Genomic DNA, 20,867 nt, shown 5'->3' on the forward strand with positions numbered 1-20,867 from the left:
TGGACAAGTCGAAGACTGGGGGCACAAACTGGTCTAAGGGTCGAGGGTCTAAGGGTCTGAGTTGGTCAAAGTTTGAGGGGCGAACGTCAGGGTTTTTTTGCAGTTCCCACTCACCACTAACGGGTTTCTCAATCGTCCCCGCCCGCCATCGGCAACGGCATCAGCCCATCCAATGACAGGGGTTGCAGCGGTGCGGGCCGGATTTGGCCGCGTTCGTCCACCCACTCGATGGCGTTGTCGCGGGCGTCGCTGTTGATGAAAGTGCGGAAGCGGGCCAGCCCTGCCGTGTCGGTGAGGGCGGCGGCCCATTCGTCTTCGTAGGTGCCGACGTGGTGCAGCATGGCCGCGTCCAGATCGGCGCAGATGCCCAATTTGTCGTCCACGATCACGGCCCGCAGATACTCCAGCCCGCCCTCTAGGTTTTCCAGCCAAGTGCTGGTACGTTGCAGGCGGTCTGCGGTTCGCACGTAAAACATCAGGAAGCGGTCAAGCAGCGTGATCAGCGTGGCTTCATCCAGCCCCTCGGCCAGCAGCAGCGCGTGCTTGGGCGTCACGCCGCCGTTGCCGCCCACGTACAGGTTCCAGCCTTTTTCGGTGGCGATCAGGCCAAAGTCTTTGCTGCGGGCCTCGGCGCACTCGCGGGTGCAGCCCGATACGCCCGATTTGAGCTTGTGCGGGCTGCGCAGGCCCCGGTAGCGCAGTTCCAGCCGGATGGCGAGGCTGGTGGAATCTTGCACCCCGTAGCGGCACCACGTCTGTCCCACACAGCTTTTGACGGTTCTCAGGCTCTTGCCGTAAGCGTGCCCGCTCTCGAAGCCTGCCGCGATCAGGTCTGTCCAGATGGCGGGCAGATCGTCGCGCTGTGCACCCAACAGGTCGATGCGCTGCCCACCCGTAATCTTGCAGTACAGGCCGAATTTGCGGGCCACTTCACCAATTGCAATCAGGCCTTCTGCCGTCACTTCGCCGCCGGGAATGCGCGGCATCACGCTGTAGGTGCCGTTTTTCTGGATATTGGCGAGGAAAGCGTCGTTGGTGTCTTGAAGCGGCGCGTGCTGCGGCTTCAGCACATACTCGTTGTGCAGGCTCGCCAAAATGCTAGCCACCGCTGGCTTGCACACTTCGCAGCCCATGCCGCTGCCGTGTGCGTCCAGCACCTCATCCCAGCTCTGCCAGCCCTTCACGCGAATCAGGTCGAAGAGTTCCTGACGCGAGTGCGGGTAGTGTTCGCAGAGGTGGTTGGACACGGTCTCGCCCAGCCGCCGCAGTTCCGTTTGCAGGAGGCCATGCATCACTTGCACACAGCCGCCGCAGCCCGTGCCCGCGCCTGTGCATTTTTTCAGACTCGCCACGTCCCGCGCTCCGCCTGCAATGGCGCTGCACAACTCGTCCGAGCGCACGTTTTCGCAGGAGCAGATCAGGGCGTTGGCAGATGCGGGCAGAGCCGCGCCTCCCGGTATGGGCGGCACGATCAGCGTTTCGGGCGGCACGCTCAGGGGCGTGCCACTCAGGGTCAGGTCTAGCAGGTCGCTGTAGCGGGCCGTATCACCCACCAGCAGGCCGCCCAGCACGCGCAATCCGTCTTCGGACAGCACCAGTTTGCTGTACGTGTTCCGCACATTGTCGCTGAGAGACACCGTGCGTGCGCCGGGGGTCGTGCCTTTGGCGTCGCCAAAACTGCCCACTTCTACGCCCAACAATTTCAGTTTGGTGGACAGGTCGGCCCCGGTAAAGCGGGCTTCAGAGGCACTGCTCAGACCCAAATCGGTGAGGACACTGGCGGCGGCTACCTTTGCCATGCTGTAGCCGGGGGCCACCAGCCCGTACACGCGCCCATCGTGCAGGGCGCATTCGCCCACCGCGTACACGGCGGGGTCGGAGGTCACGCAGCGGTCATCAATGGTAATTCCGCCGCGCTCGCCTACGCTGAGGCCACTCGTGCGGGCCAATTCGTCGCGGGGCCGGATGCCTGCCGAAAACACCACGAGGTCGGCGGGCAAGCTGGAGCCGTCGGCAAAGGCCAGCCCGGTCACCTGCCCGCTCTCATCCATCTGTACTTCAGAAGTGGCCTTGCCCACATGTACGCCGATGCCCATGCCCTCTATCGTTCGGCGCAGCGTCGCACCTCCTTCGGCGTCCAGTTGCGCGGGCATCAGCTGGGGCGCGAATTCCACCACATGCGTCTGGAGTCCCAGTTTGCCCAATGCGCCTGCCGCTTCCAACCCCAGCAACCCGCCACCAATCACGATTCCGGTGGTTTTGCCCGCTGCGATGAGGGTGTGGGCGGCCTGTTTCATGGCGTCCAGATCATCCAGCGTGCGGTAAACGAAACAGCCTGCCGCCTCTTTTCCGGGCAGCGGCGGCACGAAGGGAAAGCTGCCCGTTGCCAGCACCAGCACGTCGTAAGTCAGTTCAGTGTTCCCCACACTCACGCTGCGGGTGGTGCGGTTGATGTGGCTGGCGCGGCCAAACACCACATTCACGCCCAGCTCGGCGTAGCCCGCAGGAGTCGCCAGTGCCAGCTCAGGGCGCGGTTGGTCAAAGTGGCTGCTCAGATGCACCCGGTCGTAGGCCAGCCGGGATTCCTCGCTGATCACGGTCACGCGCAGGCAACTCGCGTCGGCCTGCGCCCGGAGTTGTTCTACGAAACGGTGGCTGACCATGCCGCTGCCCACGACGACAACGTGCGGCAAGGTGCTTGGAACGGCAGAACGGGTGGGTTGCGACATCAAAAACCTCTCTCAATCTCACGAATCTCTGGCGTAAAGCGGGCGGGGAAGGTGAGGGGCTGGCCGGGTCAGGGAAGGCCAACTTGCACGCCGCACCCTCTCTATCCCCTATTGGGAACGATTCCAATCCAATTGTCAATAGATTTACGAACAAATTGCAAAACTACTGGGATGGTAACAGCAGAATTTAGACGTGTGCAGTTTAATGTCATCAAAAAAGATTCCACTCTGCAAATTTGGCCTTGACATAGGCCGAAGCACCCCGCAAGGTGAGGCCATGTCTGCGCCGCACGTCTCCGCTTCCAGTGTGTTGCCGCCCGCCGTGCCCCGGCTGGTGCGAACCACTTGCCCTTACTGCGCGGTGCAGTGCAATTTCGATCTGCACATAGAAAACAATCTGCCCGTGAAGAGCACGCCCACCAAAGAATGCCCGGTGGCACACGGTACGGTCTGCAAAAAGGGGCTGGCGGCCCTCAGCGATCTGCGCCACCCCGAACGCCTGACCACGCCGCTGCTGAGGAAAAACGGCCAACTGGTGCCCGTGGGCTGGGCCGAGGCGATGGCCTATGTGCGTGAAGCCCTGACGCCAATGCTGGCGGCCAACCCTGACGCGGTGGGCGTCTACGGCAGCGGCAGCCTGACCAACGAAAAGACTTATCTGCTGGGCAAATTTGCCCGCCTCGCGCTGAAAACGGCCAACATCGACTACAACGGGCGTTACTGCATGGCGTCGGCCAGCACGGCTCTCAACCGCACGGTGGGCTATGACCGGGGGCTGGGCTTTCCCCTGTCCGATATGGGCACCAGCGATCTGATTGTGCTGGTGGGTGCGAACATTGCCGAGACGTTGCCGCCGATCATGCAGTACCTCAAGGCCGCCAAAGACCGGGGTGCGCTGGTGTACGCGATAGACCCCCGTGCCACTACCACCGCCAAAGTCGCGGGCAAGCATCTGGGGATTCGGCCCGGCAGCGACGGCGTGCTGGCGCTGGGCCTCCTGCACCTGATGAAGCAGTGGAACAAGATTCGGCCCACCGCCACCGCACACGGCCTGACCGGGGTGCTGTGGCAAGCCGACGATTACCCGCCCGCCCGCGTGGCCCACGAATGCGGCATTCCCGAAAGCGAATTTATGGCGTTGGCCCACGCCTACGCGAACGCCACCAAGCCCCTAATCCTGACTGGACGCGGAGCAGAGCAGCACGCCCACGGCACCGACACGGTTCATGCGCTGCTGAATCTTGCTTTCCTGACGGGGCATTTTGGCAAACCGGGCGGGGGCTACGGCACGCTGACCGGGCAGGGCAATGGGCAGGGCGGGCGCGAACACGGCCAGAAAACCGACCAGTTGCCGGGCGCACGCAGCCTGCGCGATCCTCGTCACCGCGCCGAAATAGCCGCCTTGTGGGATTGCGATCCTGCCGATTTGCCCCAGCCCGGAAAGAGCGCACAGGAACTTCTGAATGCTTGCGGTTCCGACATAGAAGCCCTGATCGTGTTGGGATCGAATCCGGTGGTCAGCGCGGCGGGAGCGGGCCACGTGACCGAACGCCTGCGGGCGCTGAAGCACCTGATCGTCATCGATTTTTTGCCCAGCGAGACGGCGCAACTGGCAACCTTGGTGCTGCCCGGTTCCATGTGGTGCGAGGAAGAAGGCACGACCACCAATCTGGAAGGCCGGGTGCAGCGCCGCCGCAAAGCGATCACTGCGCCGGGGGCCGCCCGCGAAGACTGGCGCATCCTGTGCGATCTGGCCCACGCGGTAGGCCGTCCCAAAGGGTTTGAGTACGCCACCTTCCGGGACTTGCAGGACGAATTCTTCCGGGCCACACGCGGGGGCAAGGCCGATTACAGCGGTCTGAGTGCCGAACGCCTTGACCGCGCCAGTGCCCAGTGGCCCGTGCCACACGCGGCTGGCCCCGATACGCCCTACGCCTACGCGCCCACTTACCCCACCGCCGATGGGCTGGCAACCCTGCATTTGCCCACGCTACCCGCCTTTACCGCTGCCCCCCAATCCTCAAAGCTGGCCCTCACCCTCACCACTGGACGCCTCGGCAACCAATACCAGAGCGGCACCCAGACGCGGCGCAACGCAGGCCTCCGCGCCGAAAACACCGCCCAGATGCATCCTGATACCGCCCGCCAGCATGGGCTGAAAGCAGGCGACGCCGTGACCCTCAGAACCGCGCATGGTAGCACCACGCTCCCCGTATCCCTCACCCCCGGCATTCGGCCCGACACGGTGTTTTTGCCGTTTCACTGGCCTGATACCGCCAACCTGCTCACCGATCACCACACCCTTGACCCCCATTCCAAGATGCCCGCGTTCAAGGCCACGCCCGTCACGCTGCACCCGGCCCATGCTGCCGAACTAGCCAACGAACCAATGCGGGGGGTGGGTCAACCTGTGATGCGCTGACCGTCCAATATTCCCGCTCTGCCGCTCGACACCGTGTTTCCCGCGCCGTGTTTGCCCTCTCTTGTCTCTGTTGCGAGGTTTTGCCATGACATCTACCCCGATTTCCAGTCCTGCTGCCGAGCCGATCAGCCCCGATGCCCGCCGCGTGGTGGCGTGGAGCACCGCCGGATTTACGCTGATGTTCGCCGTGTGGGTCATGTTTGCCATCGTTGGCCTGCCGATCCGCAAAACCCTCGGCCTCAGCGATACTCAGTTCACGCTGCTCACCGCTATTCCCGTGCTGACGGGTTCGCTGCTGCGCTTGCCTGCTGGCCTGATGGCAGACCGAATCGGCGGCAAGAAGGTCTTTTTGGGCGTCACGCTGCTGACGGCGGTGTTTGCCCTCGCTCTGGCGTTTGCCAATAGCTACAACACGCTGTTGGCCTTGGCGCTGGGCGTGGGTCTCGCGGGGGTCAGTTTCGCGGTGGGCAACGCGTGGATTGCCCAGTGGGTTCCGGTGTCGCGGCGTGGATTGGCGCTGGGCACTTTTGGTGCGGGCAACGCGGGGGCCAGCATCACCAAGCTGCTTGCGCCGCTGCTAATTACGCTGGTTCCTGTAGGCTTCCTCATTCCCGGTGGCTGGCACTTCGTCCCGTTCGTGTTCGCCATTTTGCTGGTACTGATCGCCGCTCTTACCGCCCGCTTTACGCCCGCCGACGCCGCTGTTCGCCCAGTGCGTACCTTTGCCGACTGGATGCGGCCCCTCGGCAGCGCACAGGTTTGGCGGTTCGGGCTGTATTACGTGGTGTTTTTCGGCGCATACGTGGCCCTCAGCCTGTTTTTGCCCAAATATTACGTAGACCACTACGACCTGCCGCTGGCACAGGCGGGCCTGCTCACGGCGCTGTTCATCTTTCCGGCCAGCCTGCTGCGGCCCCTCGGCGGCTACCTCAGTGACCGCTTCGGCCCGCGCAGCATCACGGTGGCCAGCTTTGCCGTGATGCTGCTGGGCACGTTGCCCCTGATTCGTGAACTGCCCCTGACTACGTTTATGCTGCTGACCACCGTCGTCGGTGTGGGCATGGGCGTGGGCAAGGCCAGCACTTATACGCTGGTAGCCCAGTGGTATCCGCACGATATGGGCGTGGTCGGTGGCTTGGTGGGCCTACTGGGCGGCCTCGGCGGGTTCATCCTGCCCCTCGCCTTCGCCTTTCTCAAGCCCAGCCTCGGCCCTCAAGCGGCGTTCATTACCCTGATGTTCGTCACTCTGCTCAGCACCGCCGTCTTCGTCGCCAGCATGATGCGGCTGCGGGCGCTGGGGCTTCGGCCTAACTTTGCCTAATGGGTTGGTTCTGACTGTGTGGGGGCTAGTCTAAGGGTCTAGGGTCGAAGGGTCTAAGCAACGGCGGAGGCGTCTTTGCTTGGGCCTTTTTTCGTGCTACAAGACCCAGCTCAAGCTGACGCCTCGCCCCTCGTGCAAGAGGGGGCAATTCCGCAGCGATCCGGCCCCAGCACCTTAGACCCTCAGACTCGCCCCCGCCCAAGCCAAACCGCCCCCGCCCCGGTATACTCGCGGTCATGCGTTCTCCTGCCGCCCGCCTGCTGATTGCCACCGCCTTGCCTTTGGCGCTCGGCAGCGTTCTGAGCAGTTGCGCCCGCACGGTGGATACCTTCAAGCCCCGTATTGTCATCAGCAGTCCGGACGGCGGCGGCGTCAGTCGCCAGCGCAATTTTACGGTTCAGGGGTACGCGCTCGACGATATTGGCGTCACGCGCCTGACCGTGGACGGCAAGGCCATACCGATTCCGGCCAGCAGCCGAAAAATTGCCAATTTTCAGTTCAAGACGGTGGTGCAGGGCAGCAAGGGCCAGTTCACGATCAAGGCCACCGACGCGGCGGGCAACGAAAGCACGCTGGTGCTGCCGATCAGCGTGGACGCGGTGAATCCGGCCATCAAGGTGGCGCAGTTCGAGCGGTCTGGCAACCAGATTCGCGTGTCTGGCGTGGCCACCGACAACACCCGCGTGGTGCAGGTCATCGTAGACGGCAACCGCCTGAACATCACCCCCGGCCCCAGCGTGCAGTTCTATGCCGAAACCAGCGGCATTTACGCCGATGTGCAGGCCATAGACGCGGCGGGCAACAGCACCACCTTCCGCGCCCGCTGAAGCTTTTTTCAGCTGTAGTGGCCCGCGCAATCCGGCCAACAGCACACTTCGGGGAGGGGCCGCCGCCTACCCTGAATCGTGCCGCCCGCTGTCCGTTTGCCCAAATCCACACTGCCCAAATCCGTACTGCCAAAACTTACTCTGGCCGAGCAGCAGCCCCCGCCCGCCGACTTGGGTGAGGTGGCGCGGCGCTTGCGGGAACGCTATCTGCCCACGCTGCCTGCGCCCCGCCGTAGCCCTGAGCCTGTGGACGCCTTGATCGGCACCATCTTGTCTCAGCAAAATACGAGCATTATTGCGCGGCGGCAATTCGCGGCCCTGAAAGCCAGTTATCCGCAGTGGGAAGCGGCGTTGGCCGATGGCCCAGACGGTATAGAGGGCGTGTTGCGGGGCGCAGGCGGCGGGCTGGCGCGCATCAAGGCCGACTACATCTACAACGTGCTGCACAGGCTGGAAGAAACGCGGGGCACCCTGAGCCTGCAAGACACCCATGACCTGAACGACGTCGAAGCCCGCGCCCTGCTGGAATCGTTGCCGGGAGTGGGCATGAAAACGGCGTCTCTTGTGCTGCTGTTCGATCTGGCGCGGCCTGCCATGCCCGTAGACACGCACATTGGCCGGATCGCGGCGCGGCTGGAGTGGGTTCCCGCCCGCTGGAACGCCATAAAGGTAGAACGCTGGTTCGATGAAGTGCTGCCCCGTGACTGGGCCTCGCGCTACGGCTTTCATGTGTCGGCCATTCGGCATGGCCGCGAAACCTGCCGCGCCCAGCGCCCTGATTGTGAAGCTTGCGTGCTGCGCGACCTGTGCCCCTCGGCGGGGGTATTCTTGGCGGGCAGTGGGGGAGGTGTCTAAGGGGCGAGGGCCTAAAGGCGTGTGGATAGCCTTTTGCTGGGGTGTCTCGCTCCTTGGGAAAGGCTGTCGTTGTAGGCTTTTCGCTCGTTCTTCTTTGCAAAGGGTTGACTGAGATCTTGCAGTTTAAACCTTGAGGGGGATTTGTGCGTGCTGGAAGGCATCGAGGGCAGCCAGTTCTAGGAGAAGCGCTCTGCGACGCACTTCTGGAACACACGAGAACCGTATGGTTCTCGCTAAAGCTCCCCAATCCGGCCAGACTTTGGGTCTCGTCATGGGTGTGTCCAAGTCTTGGACATGACAGAGCAAAAAGGCCAAGGTGGACAGACACCACCAGCGGAACACGCCCTGTTTGCTGTGTTGGGCAAAGCGTTCCAGTCCAAAGCGGCCCTTGATCGTTTTGAAGAACGCCTCTATCCTCCAGCGCCCTTTCCCGACCCGTGCGAGATACACGCCGCCGAGATTGAGGTCCGACATCACAAAGCGTTGTTCCGGCTCCTTGTTGCGGTGTAACCACACCCAAGAGATGCACATCGTCTGGTCAAGCCCTTGGGGCTTGACCAGATCGCCTCTGACCATGAGATCTCGCACCTGACGGCCATCCTCAAGCTTGCGTGTACAGCGAACCCCCACCACGATGTCGAGGCCATGAGCGAGGACACCCTGGACGAACGCCATGCTCTCAAACCCCCCATCCGCATGCAGACGGGGACGCCGGTTCCCCGATCGCAGCTCAGGGGACACCGTGCGGAGCAACTTCAAAGCCAGTTGTGCGGGGGAAGGCGTCCCCTTCCCCCGCCAGATCTGAACCGCCCAGGGCAGACGAAGATGACCGCAACACAGGTACAGCACGACCAGATGGACGCCATGAACACTGTTGAACGTGTGCATCCAGTCGTCCAAGTCGGCGAACTTGCCACGCTTCTCGAGGCTGGTCAAGTCAACCAACAGGTCGAGTCGAGGTCGCTGATGGGGCCGAGATCGCCACTCGTCTTGCAGCAGTTGCAGGGCGTGCTGACGCATCACCCGGCAGAACTGCCGGGTGTTCCACCCGGCGTGATTGAGGAACCGACTGATGGCCGAGGGTGATTTCACGGTGGCCCGTTCGGGGAGGGGATGGCCAGAACCATCCAGCAGCAGATCAAGGAACACTTCGAACGAAGCCCGATGCTGCGACCTTGAAAAGCACGTGAGGATGTCAGAATAGAGGCGTCTGGAGCGCGGTTCTTTTGGGTTCACACCCCACTATGGGGCCAAAAGTGCGTTCCAGACATCGTTTTGAAAAACTGCAAGATCTCAGTTGAGCCAAAGGGGGAGCAGAGTCGGTGTTGAGCCAACGCCGTTCTTAGACCCTTAGACCGCCCCTCACTGCCCCGCCGCCCCGTCCAGATACACCGCCAGCAGCGCCCGCGCCGTGCCCTGCGGATCGGCAGGCGGCGCGCCCGTGACCAGCGGGTAGGTCAGCGCCAGCAGCGCCCGCGTCAGTACCGCTGGGGGCAAATCGGCACGCAGTTCGCCGCGTGCCGCCGCCGTTTCTATCAGCGTGGTCAGGCCGCCCATCCACACCCGGCGGTATTCACCCTCGAAGGTGGCGCGGCGTTCGGGCGATACATGCCGCAGCTCGCCCGCCAGTTGCAGGCCCACGCGCTGGGCCGGAGCACTGGCGACCAAATCGCCCACCAACACCTCCAACTGTGCCCGGATGCCCTGCTGCTCGCCCGCGTGAGCCACCAGCCGCGCCAAGCCCGCCAGTGTGCCGTCCAGCATGGCCAGAAACAGGGCTTCCTTGTCGGCGTAGTGGTGATAGAGCGCGGGCTTGGTCACGCCTACCGCCTCGGCCACCTCGCGCATGCTGACGCCGTGATAGCCGCTGGCGACAAACAGCCGCGCCGCCTCGGTCTGAATGCGGGTGCGGGTGGTGTCGGGCAGGGGCGTCGGCGGGTGCGGGGCGGTCACGGCTGCATCATACCGGGCCAGAAGTAGAGGAGCAGGCAACAGGAGGCCACGAGCCATAACCCCCAATCGGCCCCAGTACGGAAAGGTTTGGAACGATGGGAGCAATTTTACGCCAGATGCGGCAGGGGCATCTCAGATTTATCGGCGCAAGACTCTCAAGTCAATGAACTTGTTGACGTCTTCATACTGTAGTTCAACACGAAGATACATCGCTTTGGCAAACTGCTCAACGTACTGATCAGGTTCTCTATAGTAGGTAAACCTGTAAAAGCTGTTTACTCTCCAAGATGTAACTTCGTCATTACTGTTGAGCAGAGCTCGTGGATCCGCCCCACCCGCTCTGTACTTCAATCGAATAATCTCTGATTTTCTGGAATCTAGGAAGACAAGTTCAAGTCTTGGGAATGTCGCATCAAAGTAACTCTCTGCTTCTCCAATTACATAAAAATCAACGTCTACAATTTGGAGTGGGCCTATACTACTCAGTGGAGCACCGATTTTCTGAACTCGTCTTGCTTCACCGGCACAAGAAATGTAAGCACCAATCTCCGGAGTTTTTAAATAGACAGTGATGTTTTTATCCTTGAAGATCGGTAAAGAGTAGCCGCCCTCCCGCTTGAAACGGGCATCGCGTTGGTCATCGGTAAGGGTTGTGTCTAGTGTTGTTGCTATGGCCGCCTGACAGATCGTTGAATGACGTTCCGGTGAGATCGTGTTGTAAAAGAGATTGCTCGGAACGGTTCTGGTGAGGGGCTGAGCGGCAGCATAGCTAAGCATGAGCCAAACAACGAGGGCAACGAGGCGGATCATGATGCTTCAACCATACCGTCATCTGGCGTAAAACCGCTCCCCACAACTTTCCAGCGAGGCTCTACCACCTACTCCACCACTCACACTTCTTCCGCCGCCCACACCTCTTCCGGAGTCTCGCGCCGACGCATCAGCTTCAGTTCGCCGCCCTCCCAGAGCACCTCGGCGGGGCGGGAGCGGGTCAGGTAATTGCTGCTCATGCCCGCGCCATACGCTCCGGCCTCATGAATCGCCAACAGGTCGCCGCGTTTGGGGGTGGGCAGGGTCACGTCCCGCGCCAACAGGTCGCCACTTTCGCAGGCTGGCCCGGCCACGTCCCACACGGTTTCCTCTGCCCCCTCCCACAGCGCCGACACCGGATGCGCCGCGCCGTACAGCATGGGCCGCAGCAATTCGGTCATGCCCGCGTCGACCAGCACAAAGTTTCGCCCGGTGTGTTTGGTGCCCACCACCCGTGTCAGCAGCGTTCCGGCCTGAGCCACCAGGTAGCGGCCCGGTTCCACCCACAGGTCTGCCCCAAAGACCTCCGCCACCGCCCACGCTTCCCGCGCAATGCCGGGCAGGTCGGCGTTCAGGCCCCAGCCGCCGCCCGCGTCCAGCACGGCCAGCGGGCCAGTCTCGGCACGCAGGTCGGCCAGCCGCGCAAAGGCCGCCGTGAAATCCTGCGCGTTGCGAATGGCGCTGCCGATATGCACATGCAGCCCCAGCGCCGTGTGGCCCGCCTCCCGGAGGGCTTGCAGCACCGCCGGAGCCTGAGCCAGGGTTACGCCGAATTTGCTGTGTGCCGCGCCGGTGGCAAGGTGATCGTGCGTGCTGATGTCCAGCGCCGGATTCACCCGCACCAGCGCCCGCGAGTGAGGCGGCAGCAGGCCCACTTCTTCGGCCCGGTCTACGATAAAAGTGGCTCCCAGCCTTGCGCCCGCCGCGTATTCGGCGTCACTTTTGGCAGGCCCGTTCACCAATAAGGTCTCGCCGCCCGCGCCTACCCGTTCGGCCCGCGCAATCTCGCCCGCGCTGACGCATTCGAAGCCCACGCCCGCCGCCTGCAAGCGCCGCAGCAGGGTCAGATTGGGGTTGGCTTTCATGGCGTAGTACACCCGCGCCGCGCCAAACGCCGAGCGCACCCGCCCCAGTGCGGCGTCCAGTTCGGCGGCGTCGTAGAGGTACAGCGGCGTGCCGTACTGGGCGGCGGCGCGGTGCAGGTGTTCGGGGGCGTGCTGGGGGGTGTCGGTGGGGGAGAGGCTCACAGCTCCCCAGTGTAAACAGGCCAGTGACCGTGAAGATGTGCCGGGCACAGGTGCTCTCCCTGCCGCGCCGCCCTGAAAAGCGGAACCGCGCTGTGCTGACGTGCTGTGTCATACTATAGATTGCAATACAGGTGTTCATTTAGTGCGGCGTTCCAAAGGTTCTGAGCCAACATGAATCTTAGTTGAATCGGCCACCACGCCTTTCCTGTTCAGACTCCCTACTGCCCCTTCACTCCTCCCAACTGCTGTCCTTAGACTCGGCTCGCGGGTCAGGAGCCGAATTCAAATGCCCAAAGATGCGTTTCAATCTGGCCCCGCGCCCCTGCCTGCGACCCCCCTCATAGATCTGGCTATTCAGCTGAGCGAAAGACAGCCGGAATCCTCGTTTCAGCTGGCGCGGCTGGCCTACGTAGAGGCGCGGCGAAGGGGTGACGAGGCGGCGCAGTGGGCGGCCTTGGCCCAGCAGATTCCGCTGGCAGGCTTTCTGGGCATGAACACTTGGCTGGCCGAATCTGCCCCGGAGGCGGTGCGGCTGGGCCGAATCTACGCGCCCCCACGGCAATTGCGGCGTATTCACGGCATTCTGGGCATCGCGTACCTGTGCTTAGGCCAACTGACACAGTCCGCCGGGCAGCACGAGCAGGCCTGTGCGCTGGCCCAGCAGCTCGACGCCGCCGAACTGGCTTTCGCGCTCTACAACTCCAGCGTCGGCTTCAACGAATTCCACCGCCCAGAGCGCGTGCTGGAACTGGGGCGAGACATCTTGGCCCTCGATCTGTCCGGGTTGCCGCCCAGCGTCCAGAATAAAGTCTGCTCGTATGGACACCTGACCTGTGCGGCAGGTTCGGCGCACTTGGCAGAACACGCCCTGCTCAGCGGTCACCACCCAGAGGTGAACTCGCATGCCCGGCTGGGTCTGGTGGCCCTCAGCCGCCTGCTCCAGTTGCCGCCCATCACCGACAACGCCGCTTTTCAGCAGCGGATGTTGCATGTGCATGTGCGCTTGCTGGAATTCATGGAGCCGGTGGAGGTGCAGCCGGTAGGCGGGCAGGCGGGGAGGGCCGGACAGGATCAGGGTCAGGCAGACCCGCTGCGGCAGGCGCTGGAGCGCTGGCGGATGTGGACGGACGACCACGAACTGAGAATCAATCCGCGTACCGAACACCGCTGGCTGTGTGCGCTGGGCCGCGAGGCCGGACTGCGGGGCAACCCGGCAGGCGTTCATTCCTATTTTCAACAGGCCTTGACCCTGACCCAGTCCATTCCCTTCGAGGACACGGCGTGGTTGCGCCTGCACAGTCAGTACGGCCATGCCGCGCGGCAAGTCGGAGACCTTGCAACGGCGCTGGCTCAGCTGGAAGCCTACAACCGCCTGCTGTTTGCCCGCCTGCAACACGAGGCCAGAAGGACGCTGGAAGAAATGACCGCCCGCTTTCAGGTGGCGCAGGCCCAGCAGACCAGCAAAGTGGCCCGGCGGCGGGCCGACACCCTCAGCGAACTGGTGCAGCAGCGGGAAGACGCCCTCCAGAGCGAGCAACTGCATACGCTGGAGCGGCTGGCTACCGTGGCCGAATACCGCGATCAGGATTCGCGGGCGCATATGCACTGGGTGGGAGACGCGGCGGCCTGCATAGCACGCGAACTGGGGCAGCCGCCAGAATTCGTGCAGACCCTACAGGTGGCCGCCCGCCTGCACGACATCGGCAAAATTGCCCTGCCAGACGCCATCTTGCAAAAGGTCGAACACCTGACCCCTACAGAATTCGAGATCATCAAAACACACACCTTTGTTGGCGCAGAAATTCTGGAAGGCCCGCAGCATCCTTTTTTGCCCTTGGCAGCGGCGGCGGCCCGCACCCACCACGAGCGCTGGGATGGCGGCGGCTATCCGCTGGGTCTGCGCGGGCAGGCCATTCCGCTGGTGGGCCGAATCGTGAGCGTGGTCGACGTGTACGACGCCTTGCGGGCGGCCCGGCCCTACAAGGAAGCTTGGACGGAAGCCGACGCCCTGAACTACCTGAGACAGGGCGCGGGCACCCAATTCGATCCTCAGGTCATCTATGCTTTTTTGACGGCCCACGCCGCCGGGCGCTTGCCTGCCCGAAAAAGCGTGGGCGGCAGTGTGCGGCGGAGCGCTTAGAGCAGCGTTTTGGCCGTGGTGCCCAGCTAGGAGTGAGGGGTCAGGAGTGAGTGGGAAATGCGTGCTGGGCGTGAAAGTACTGTCTCAAGAATTGTCTTGAGTGCGCAGAGAAACTTTCAGGACGCTGTACTGGAGCAGTTGCCCTGAATGGTACTGCTGATCCCCGCTGGAGGACTTCGTTCATGACCCGCAGCTCAGGCGGCGATTGCTTCCCTCGTCACCGCGCCGCGCCGCGCCCTCTGCTAAGCTCCCCGGCGGTATGACGGCAGCGGAAAACCCCACCCCCACCACCCCTCAGGTGAACAACTATCTGGGTCAGCACTATCTGGGCACTCCGGGCGTCGCTCCGGCGGGCGAGCGCGTGCTGTGCGCCATGTCAGGCGGCGTAGACAGCAGCGTCACGGCGGCCCTGCTCAAAGACGCGGGCTACTCGGTGGTGGGCGCGATGATGCGTTTTTGGCCCGACGACAAGCGCGTGGATACCTTCGATACCTGCTGCTCGCCCGACGCGGCCTACGAAGCGCGGCGCGTGGCCGAGCAAGTGGGCGTGCCGTTTTATCTGCTGGACTACCGCGAGCAGTTTCAGCGCCACATCGTCGGCCCCTTTTTGGAGGAATACGCCAAGGGCCGCACGCCCAATCCCTGCGTGAACTGCAACACCAAGGTCAAATTTGACGAACTGGTGAAGAAGGCCAAGATGCTGGGCTGCCGCTACGTGGCGACGGGGCATTACGTGAAGCGTGTGGAGTTGGAGGGCGGCGAAGTGCAGTTTCACCGGGGCGACGATCCCCGCAAAGACCAGACTTACTTTTTGTGGGGCACGCCCCGCGACGCCCTGCCGTACATTCTGTTTCCGGTAGGCGAACTGGAAAAACCTCGTGTGCGCGAGATCGCCGAGGAACGCGGCCTACTGACGGCCCGCAAACCCGAAAGCCAGAACATCTGCTTCGTGCCGGGCAAGGTGCAGGACTTCGTGGCCGAACATTTGCCGCAGGCCACGGGACTCATCCGCGAAATCAGCAGCGGCGAAGTGGTGGGCGACCACATGGGCACGCAGTTTTATACGCTGGGCCAGAAGAAGGGCATGGGCCTGTATCAGTCTCACCGGGTGCGCCACATCGTGCACCTTGACCCGGCCACCAACACCGTCTGGGTGGGCGATTACGAGGACTGCCTCTGGACAGACCTGAAAGCCGAAACGCCCAATTATCTGCTGGACTTGGCCGACTTGCCCACTGAACTGGAAGTGCAAGTGCGGTACCGCACCCAGCCTGTGCGGGCTACGGTCATTCGCGCCGATGAAACGGGCTTCGAGTTGCGCTTCGCCGAACCGCAGTTTGCGGTGGCTCCGGGCCAAAGCGCCGTGCTGTACGCCGGTTCGCGCCTGCTTGGTGGCGGCTTGATTGCCGATCATACGCGTGCGTTGCCCGTTTAGATCGACTGTCTAGACAAAAATTTCCCGGCTGCTGCTACAGCAGACGCCACATAAACAGCCTGCTCAACGGCACTTCTCACCCATTCCTGCTGCTCCCAATCACTGGTTATACGGACTCCGAATAAAGATGCCAGACTGGGAGATCAACAAGTTCTATTCTCCGGTGAAGTTTCAGCATCAGGCTGACGAATTCTGGGCGATTTACCGCGTGAGTACTTGTGCGGTGGAGCGACGACGGGCGCAATTCTTCGCGCTGCTGGCGGAAGGTCGAAGTGAAGGTGATGTCATGGACATCACCCAATATGGAGTGCGCTCGGCTCGCTACGTGATTGACCGATACCACCGCTTGGGTCTGAAGGGCTTGTCAGATGGACGGCGGGACAACCGGGGTGCGCCACGCGTCTTGACTGCCGAAGAGCAACAAGCACTTGCGGCTCAGCTGCACGCCGATTTCGAGCAGGGCGTGGTGTGGGAAGGCAAGCGGGTTCAAGAGTGGATCAAAGAGCAGTTTGGCAAAGAGGTGTATTTGGGTCGCACCTATGAATTTATGCGTGCCGCAGGGTTTTCCCCACAAAAACCCCGCCCACAGCATGTCAAAGGCGATCCGGCAGCGAAAGAAGCGTTTACAACAAAGAGCTAGGGGAGGCGCTCCGCCGTGCGGAGCGTCTCCATCCTCGGGTCTCGCTGTGGGCGATGGACGAACATCGTTTGGGCCTCCAGCCCATCCTTCGCACCGCGTGGGCACCCACCGGGCAGCCGTTCATTTGCCCGGTGCACCCCCGTTACGAATGGCTCTATGTGTACGCCTTTGTCAACCCAGAGACCGGCGAAAGTCGCTTCTGGATCATGCCAACGCTCAATCAGCAGGCCTATGGGCTGGTCATGGCCGCCTTTGCTCAGAGTGTGGGGGCGGGCCAAGATCATCATGTCGTGGTGGTGGAAGACAACGGTGGCTTCCATGTCCCTGCCCTGCAGGGACATCCCCCAGGCATCGAGATTGTGCGCCTACCACCGTACTCGCCAGAACTCCAACCTGTCGAACGCGTCTGGCACCTCACCGATGCCACCATCGCCAACACCTGTCCGCAAAACCTCGCCGCTTTGGAAACTGTGCTCGGAGAGCAGTGTGCGTGGCTCGAAACCCAACCTGACCTCATCACCCAACACACCCTCTTCCACTGGTGGCCTTTGTGTCAGAATTAATCGGAATTCGTATTAGAGTCAGGTGGGCGGCCTTGTCTTGACCCAGTTCAAAATGACGATTTTTTCACATTTAACCTTATAGTCAAGCGTGATGACCCCCCCATTGAATCCCCCCAAAGGAGCTTCGCGTCTACATATGGCTCTCATCCTACTGCTAGGAATGGGTGCTATAGCCTCGTGTAATGTGGCTGAGCCAACACCCGTCAATCCGGTGCATTCACAGCCGCAGGAGGGAGGTGGGCAGAGGTTGCCAGCCCTGCCCCCGGTTCCCGCTGCCGCCCCCAGCCGCGCAGAGTCAGAGCTGCTGGCCCTTGTCAATGAATTCCGCACCTCCGGTACCCTGTACGGAGACGCCAGCCTGCGGGTCGGCACCTGCGCGGCTGCCTTTTCGCCCCGGCCACCGCTGGGCAGCGCCGCTCCGTTGGCTGCCGCTGCCCAGTCGCACGCCAACTATCTGGGCTTCAATCCTTACAGCGGCCACAGCGAGGTCGGGGGCCGCCCGTACTTCACGGGAATTGGGCCTGCCGAGCGCCTTCAGGTCGCGCATCTGCCCAACGCCTTTGCCGGGTTGTGGCCCCATTTGGCGGCGTGGGGCGAAACTGCGGCTTACGGCTACCCCACAGCGCGGTCTGTTCTTGCGGCGTGGCTGGCTTCTCCCCTGCACTGCGCCGTCCTGATGAACCCGGAAATGACACATGTGGGCGTGGCCTACATGGACAGCAGCGCCGCCATCAATCACCACGTGTGGGTGCAGGTATTCGCGGCCTACCACTGAATACGACGAAGATCTGCTCAACTGGGTAGATGTCGGGTGTTCAGCGCTACGCGATACTCTTCAACGCTGCGTCCATCACAGCCGTTTGGGTGAACGTAGACCAGTCTGCGCCAGTCGGCCACAGGTTGATCGTCTAGCATCACTTGTGGCTTGGGCAAAAATGCCCGGAAACAATCTTCAAGGCCCACTTCTGCGGCGCTTCGGCGGGCATAGTCGGCCCCACCCGAACTCCAGCAGTACAGTTCCGCACCCTCCTCAAAGAGTTGTCGGACATGCCGAATCACCGCAGGCATGGGAATACGGGCCGTGCCGTAGTTTCTGAGTAATGTTTCGTCTACGTCGATATAAATAACGATAGGGCGGGCCACCTTAATACCGCCGCCCCGCCGTCACTTTGCCTTCCGGTTCGCGCCCGTTCAGCATATCCAGCAAGAAGTCCCGTGTCAGGCGAGCGCCACGCGGCACGAGGTCTTCGGTGGTGCTGGCAATGTGCGGCGTCAGAATCAGGTTGGGCTGTCCCCACAGCGCATGATCTTTGGGCAACGGTTCCGGCTCGGTCACGTCCAGCACCGCGCCGCCCAAGTGCCCCGATTGCAGGGCGGCCAGCAAATCATCCGAAACGATCAGGTTGCCGCGTCCCAGATTGCTCAGCCATGCCCCCGGTTTCAGGCGGGACAGCAACTCGGCGTTCACGATGCCGCGCGTGTCGGGCGTGCTGGGCAGCAACAGCACCACCCAGTCGGCCTCGGCCAACGCTGCATCCCGTTCTTCTGGCGGCGTGGCGCTGCGAATGCCCGTGACCTGTGCGCCGAACGGTTCCAGCATCCCTTCCAAGATTCGCCCGATGTGGCCGTGACCCCAAATCGCTACCTTCAGGCCGTCCAGTGTGCTTAGGCCAGAATGGTCGGGCAGGGCGGGGGAGGCCCAGTCGCGGCGGGCCTGTGCGTCTCGGAAGCGGTGGAACCCGCGTGCTGCACCCAGCATTCCGGCCACTGCATGCACCGCTACAGCCCGGTCATGAAGGCGGTTGGCGTTGTACAACTGCACCCCTTCCGGCAAATGCGCCTGCACATGTTCGATACCCGCCGTCAGGGTCAGCGCCCAAGCCAGTCCCGGCGTCGCCAGCAGTCGGGCGCGGGTGTGCGGGCCGGTCAGCCACAGCACCACGCCGTCGGCAGGGCCGTCCGGTACGTGCGCGGTCGAATAAAAATCGAGGTCTAGGCCGGGAACGCCGTGTTCATCATGGAGGGCGAGGGCGCGGAAGGCGGGCAAGTCGGGCAGCAGGACGCGCATGGGGGAACCTCAGAGGGGAGGGGAGGGCGGTTGGTCAGGGGCATGGGAAGCTGAAAAATCTAGCCATTCTGTCCGGGTGATTTCCATATGCACGTCGGTTCGGCCCGGACGCTCGGTGCGGCCTATCTCGCGGAAGCCGCAGGCCAGAAAAGCACGCTGGGCGCGGCGATTGTGGCCAAAGGTAGTCAGGCGAATGCGCGAAAGCGGAATGGAGCGTTCCTCGAAAGCCCACCGCAGCAGCGCCGCCACCGCTTCCCGCCCATACCCCTGCCCCCAGAGTGCTTGCACGCCGATCATGACGCCCAATGTGGCGACGCTGGGAATGCTGGGCGGGTGCGGGCGCATATCGTACAGTTCCGCGCTGCCGATCAGTGCGCCGCGTTCGTCCAGCACGCCGAAGCCTGCGCGTTCGCCGGTCTTTTCTTCGTCCTGCATCACGCGCCGGAACAACCATTCGGGCATTTTGATGGGCTTGGCATCGTTCCAGTCGGCCAGTTCGCGGTCACGAAAAAAGCTGTGCAGCGTGCGCCACTCGCCTGCGTCAAAGTCCAGCAAGGGCCGCAGCGTCACGCGCCTGTTGGCGTGCGGCGGCCCCTGACCGAACTGTTCAGGCTCTGGTGGGTCTTGCTCTGGCATGATCGGTAGTCTAGCCCGCGTGTGACCCACTTATGGATTGACTTGTGGTTGCTCATTCAGTGCGCCGATGGCCCGCACCACGTCCCGCGTCAGGCGCGACAGGTGAAAGGCGTCGCCCTCGGCCCGTTCTACCGTGCGCGTGGCCGGATCGACCACCAACAAGGCCAATGTTTGCCCGCCCGCGTGCCGAATGCTGACGCCCCCATGTCCGGCCAACCCTGCTTGATCTGCCTGCGACAAGGTGGCCCACGCCAGCGCCGATTCATCCAGCCCCAAGTGTGCGGTGGGCAGGGCGCGGGCGGCCAGTTCTGCCGTCAGCCACGCCAACGCCTCAGGCCGCCCGCCCACGATGCCCTGCTCTATGTGCGGGCTGGGTTGGTTGTAGCGAATCGGGAGGCCGTCGCGCCGCAGGAGTTCCCCGCCCGAGGCCAGCAAGAGCGCGTGGCCCGCCGCGATGTCCCACTCACTACGCGGCGACATGGTAAACGTCGCGTCTGCCTCGCCCGCCGCGATCCGGGCCAGCTTCAGCGCGATGCTGCCGCTGGGTTTCATGCCGGGAAGATCGTGCAGATGCAGTTCGCGCTTGTATTCCGTGCCCGAAATCGCGATCACGAAGGAGTCGCCGCGAGTGCTGACGGCTGTCGCCTCGCCGTTTTTGGTCACGCCTGCCCCTGCCATGCCCGCAAACAGTTCACCGCTTGCAGGCGCGAATACCACGCCCAGCACAGGCTCACCGCCCACCGCGAGGCCGATGCTGACGCTAAAATCGCTGCTGCCTTTAATAAAATCGTTGGTGCCGTCTATCGGGTCAACGATCCACACCCGCTCTCGCCCCAGCCGCTCGGCCTTGTTTTCGGGGCTGTCGGTTTCTTCCTCACTCAGCAGGCCGTCGCCCGGAAACGCCGCCTTCAGGCCCGCCACGATCAGCGCCGAGGCTTCGCGGTCTGCCGCCGTCACCGTGTCTTCTGCCGAGGTTTTGTGCTCTACGGTAATGCCCCGTGCAAGGTGCGAGAGCAGCAGCGCCCCGGCTTCCCGCGCCAGAGTGATCGCAGTGTCTAATTCTTGTTGGAGTTTGGCGGGTGGGATGGGGGGCATGGGGGCAGGATAGCGGGGGCGAGGTGAATTGATGCCGCGTGTAAACCCCTCCGTCCCTGCGGGCCACCTCCCCTCAAGGGGAGGACAAGAGCTGTTGTCCCCACCTCTAAGGGGGGGCGTTGCGCC

At 62.9% G+C, this 20,867-nt stretch carries 18 protein-coding genes; 9 read left to right on the plus strand and 9 right to left on the minus strand.

Annotated elements, in window-relative coordinates; translation table 11 throughout:
• Positions 1-128: 128 nt before the first annotated feature.
• Positions 129-2,729, minus strand: coding sequence for a nitrite reductase large subunit NirB (nirB, locus tag SU48_RS04240; protein ID WP_064014165.1), 2,601 nt, complete (start codon positions 2,727-2,729; stop codon positions 129-131).
• 277 nt (positions 2,730-3,006) lie between these two features.
• Between nirB and SU48_RS04245 the strand changes: the two genes are divergently transcribed.
• From SU48_RS04245 to SU48_RS04260, 4 genes are all read left to right on the plus strand, one after another.
• Positions 3,007-5,151 carry a molybdopterin oxidoreductase family protein gene (locus SU48_RS04245; RefSeq protein ID WP_064014166.1) on the plus strand — a complete coding sequence of 715 codons (2,145 nt, stop codon included), beginning with the start codon at positions 3,007-3,009 and terminating at the stop codon, positions 5,149-5,151.
• An 85-nt stretch (positions 5,152-5,236) separates the two neighbouring features.
• Positions 5,237-6,472 (plus strand): MFS transporter, encoded by a 1,236-nt coding sequence (locus SU48_RS04250; RefSeq protein WP_064014167.1) that lies wholly within the window; start codon positions 5,237-5,239, stop codon positions 6,470-6,472.
• Between the two features lie 236 nt (positions 6,473-6,708).
• Entirely contained in the window at positions 6,709-7,299 is a 591-nt protein-coding gene (locus SU48_RS04255) for a hypothetical protein (protein ID WP_064014168.1), read from the plus strand.
• A 78-nt stretch (positions 7,300-7,377) separates the two neighbouring features.
• Positions 7,378-8,154, plus strand: a complete 777-nt coding sequence (locus tag SU48_RS04260; protein WP_231881676.1) for an endonuclease III domain-containing protein — start codon at positions 7,378-7,380, stop codon at positions 8,152-8,154.
• Positions 8,155-8,277: 123 nt separating this feature from the next.
• On the opposite strand, the gene SU48_RS04265 is transcribed toward SU48_RS04260, so the two are convergent.
• From SU48_RS04265 to lysA, 4 genes are all read right to left on the minus strand, one after another.
• Positions 8,278-9,390, minus strand: coding sequence for a transposase (locus SU48_RS04265; RefSeq protein WP_082869659.1), 1,113 nt, complete (start codon positions 9,388-9,390; stop codon positions 8,278-8,280).
• A 126-nt stretch (positions 9,391-9,516) separates the two neighbouring features.
• Positions 9,517-10,107 carry a TetR/AcrR family transcriptional regulator gene (locus SU48_RS04270; RefSeq protein ID WP_064014170.1) on the minus strand — a complete coding sequence of 197 codons (591 nt, stop codon included), beginning with the start codon at positions 10,105-10,107 and terminating at the stop codon, positions 9,517-9,519.
• 138 nt (positions 10,108-10,245) lie between these two features.
• Complete coding sequence (locus tag SU48_RS04275; RefSeq protein ID WP_064014171.1) at positions 10,246-10,917, minus strand: hypothetical protein; 672 nt, start codon at positions 10,915-10,917, stop codon at positions 10,246-10,248.
• Positions 10,918-10,997: 80 nt separating this feature from the next.
• Complete coding sequence (gene lysA, locus SU48_RS04280) at positions 10,998-12,164, minus strand: diaminopimelate decarboxylase (RefSeq protein WP_064014172.1); 1,167 nt, start codon at positions 12,162-12,164, stop codon at positions 10,998-11,000.
• 286 nt (positions 12,165-12,450) lie between these two features.
• Here lysA and SU48_RS04285 point away from each other — a divergent pair, with 286 nt between their 5' ends.
• The 5 genes from SU48_RS04285 (at position 12,451) to SU48_RS04305 (ending at position 17,717) form a co-directional block, all read left to right on the plus strand.
• Positions 12,451-14,304, plus strand: coding sequence for an HD-GYP domain-containing protein (locus SU48_RS04285; RefSeq protein WP_064014173.1), 1,854 nt, complete (start codon positions 12,451-12,453; stop codon positions 14,302-14,304).
• A 373-nt stretch (positions 14,305-14,677) separates the two neighbouring features.
• Entirely contained in the window at positions 14,678-15,739 is a 1,062-nt protein-coding gene (gene mnmA / locus SU48_RS04290) for a tRNA 2-thiouridine(34) synthase MnmA (RefSeq protein ID WP_064015834.1), read from the plus strand.
• A 127-nt stretch (positions 15,740-15,866) separates the two neighbouring features.
• A complete protein-coding gene (locus SU48_RS04295; RefSeq protein ID WP_064013755.1) occupies positions 15,867-16,379 on the plus strand; it encodes a winged helix-turn-helix domain-containing protein in 513 nt (170 codons plus the stop codon).
• Positions 16,283-16,942: an IS630 family transposase gene (locus tag SU48_RS04300; RefSeq protein ID WP_157451050.1), complete on the plus strand. Its 660-nt coding sequence runs from the start codon at positions 16,283-16,285 to the stop codon at positions 16,940-16,942. The genes SU48_RS04295 and SU48_RS04300 overlap by 97 nt, the downstream gene beginning before the upstream one ends.
• Positions 16,943-17,126: 184 nt before the next feature.
• Entirely contained in the window at positions 17,127-17,717 is a 591-nt protein-coding gene (locus SU48_RS04305) for a CAP domain-containing protein (RefSeq protein ID WP_197474684.1), read from the plus strand.
• Between the two features lie 17 nt (positions 17,718-17,734).
• Here the strand turns inward: SU48_RS04305 and SU48_RS04310 are convergent, their stop codons facing one another.
• Genes SU48_RS04310 through SU48_RS04325 form a run of 4 tightly spaced genes read right to left on the minus strand, consistent with a single transcriptional unit; the run spans position 17,735 to position 20,741 of the window.
• Entirely contained in the window at positions 17,735-18,085 is a 351-nt protein-coding gene (locus SU48_RS04310) for a DUF705 domain-containing protein (RefSeq protein ID WP_082869661.1), read from the minus strand.
• Position 18,086: 1 nt separating this feature from the next.
• On the minus strand, positions 18,087-19,010 hold the full coding sequence (locus SU48_RS04315) for an NAD(P)-dependent oxidoreductase (RefSeq protein WP_064014176.1): 924 nt from the start codon (positions 19,008-19,010) through the stop codon (positions 18,087-18,089).
• Between the two features lie 9 nt (positions 19,011-19,019).
• Positions 19,020-19,646, minus strand: coding sequence for a GNAT family N-acetyltransferase (locus SU48_RS04320; RefSeq protein ID WP_231881677.1), 627 nt, complete (start codon positions 19,644-19,646; stop codon positions 19,020-19,022).
• A 30-nt stretch (positions 19,647-19,676) separates the two neighbouring features.
• Positions 19,677-20,741: a 3'(2'),5'-bisphosphate nucleotidase CysQ family protein gene (locus SU48_RS04325; RefSeq protein ID WP_064014177.1), complete on the minus strand. Its 1,065-nt coding sequence runs from the start codon at positions 20,739-20,741 to the stop codon at positions 19,677-19,679.
• Between the last annotated feature and the right edge of the window lie 126 nt (positions 20,742-20,867).

The organism is Deinococcus puniceus (assembly GCF_001644565.1).
Taxonomy (GTDB): Bacteria; Deinococcota; Deinococci; order Deinococcales; family Deinococcaceae; genus Deinococcus; species Deinococcus puniceus.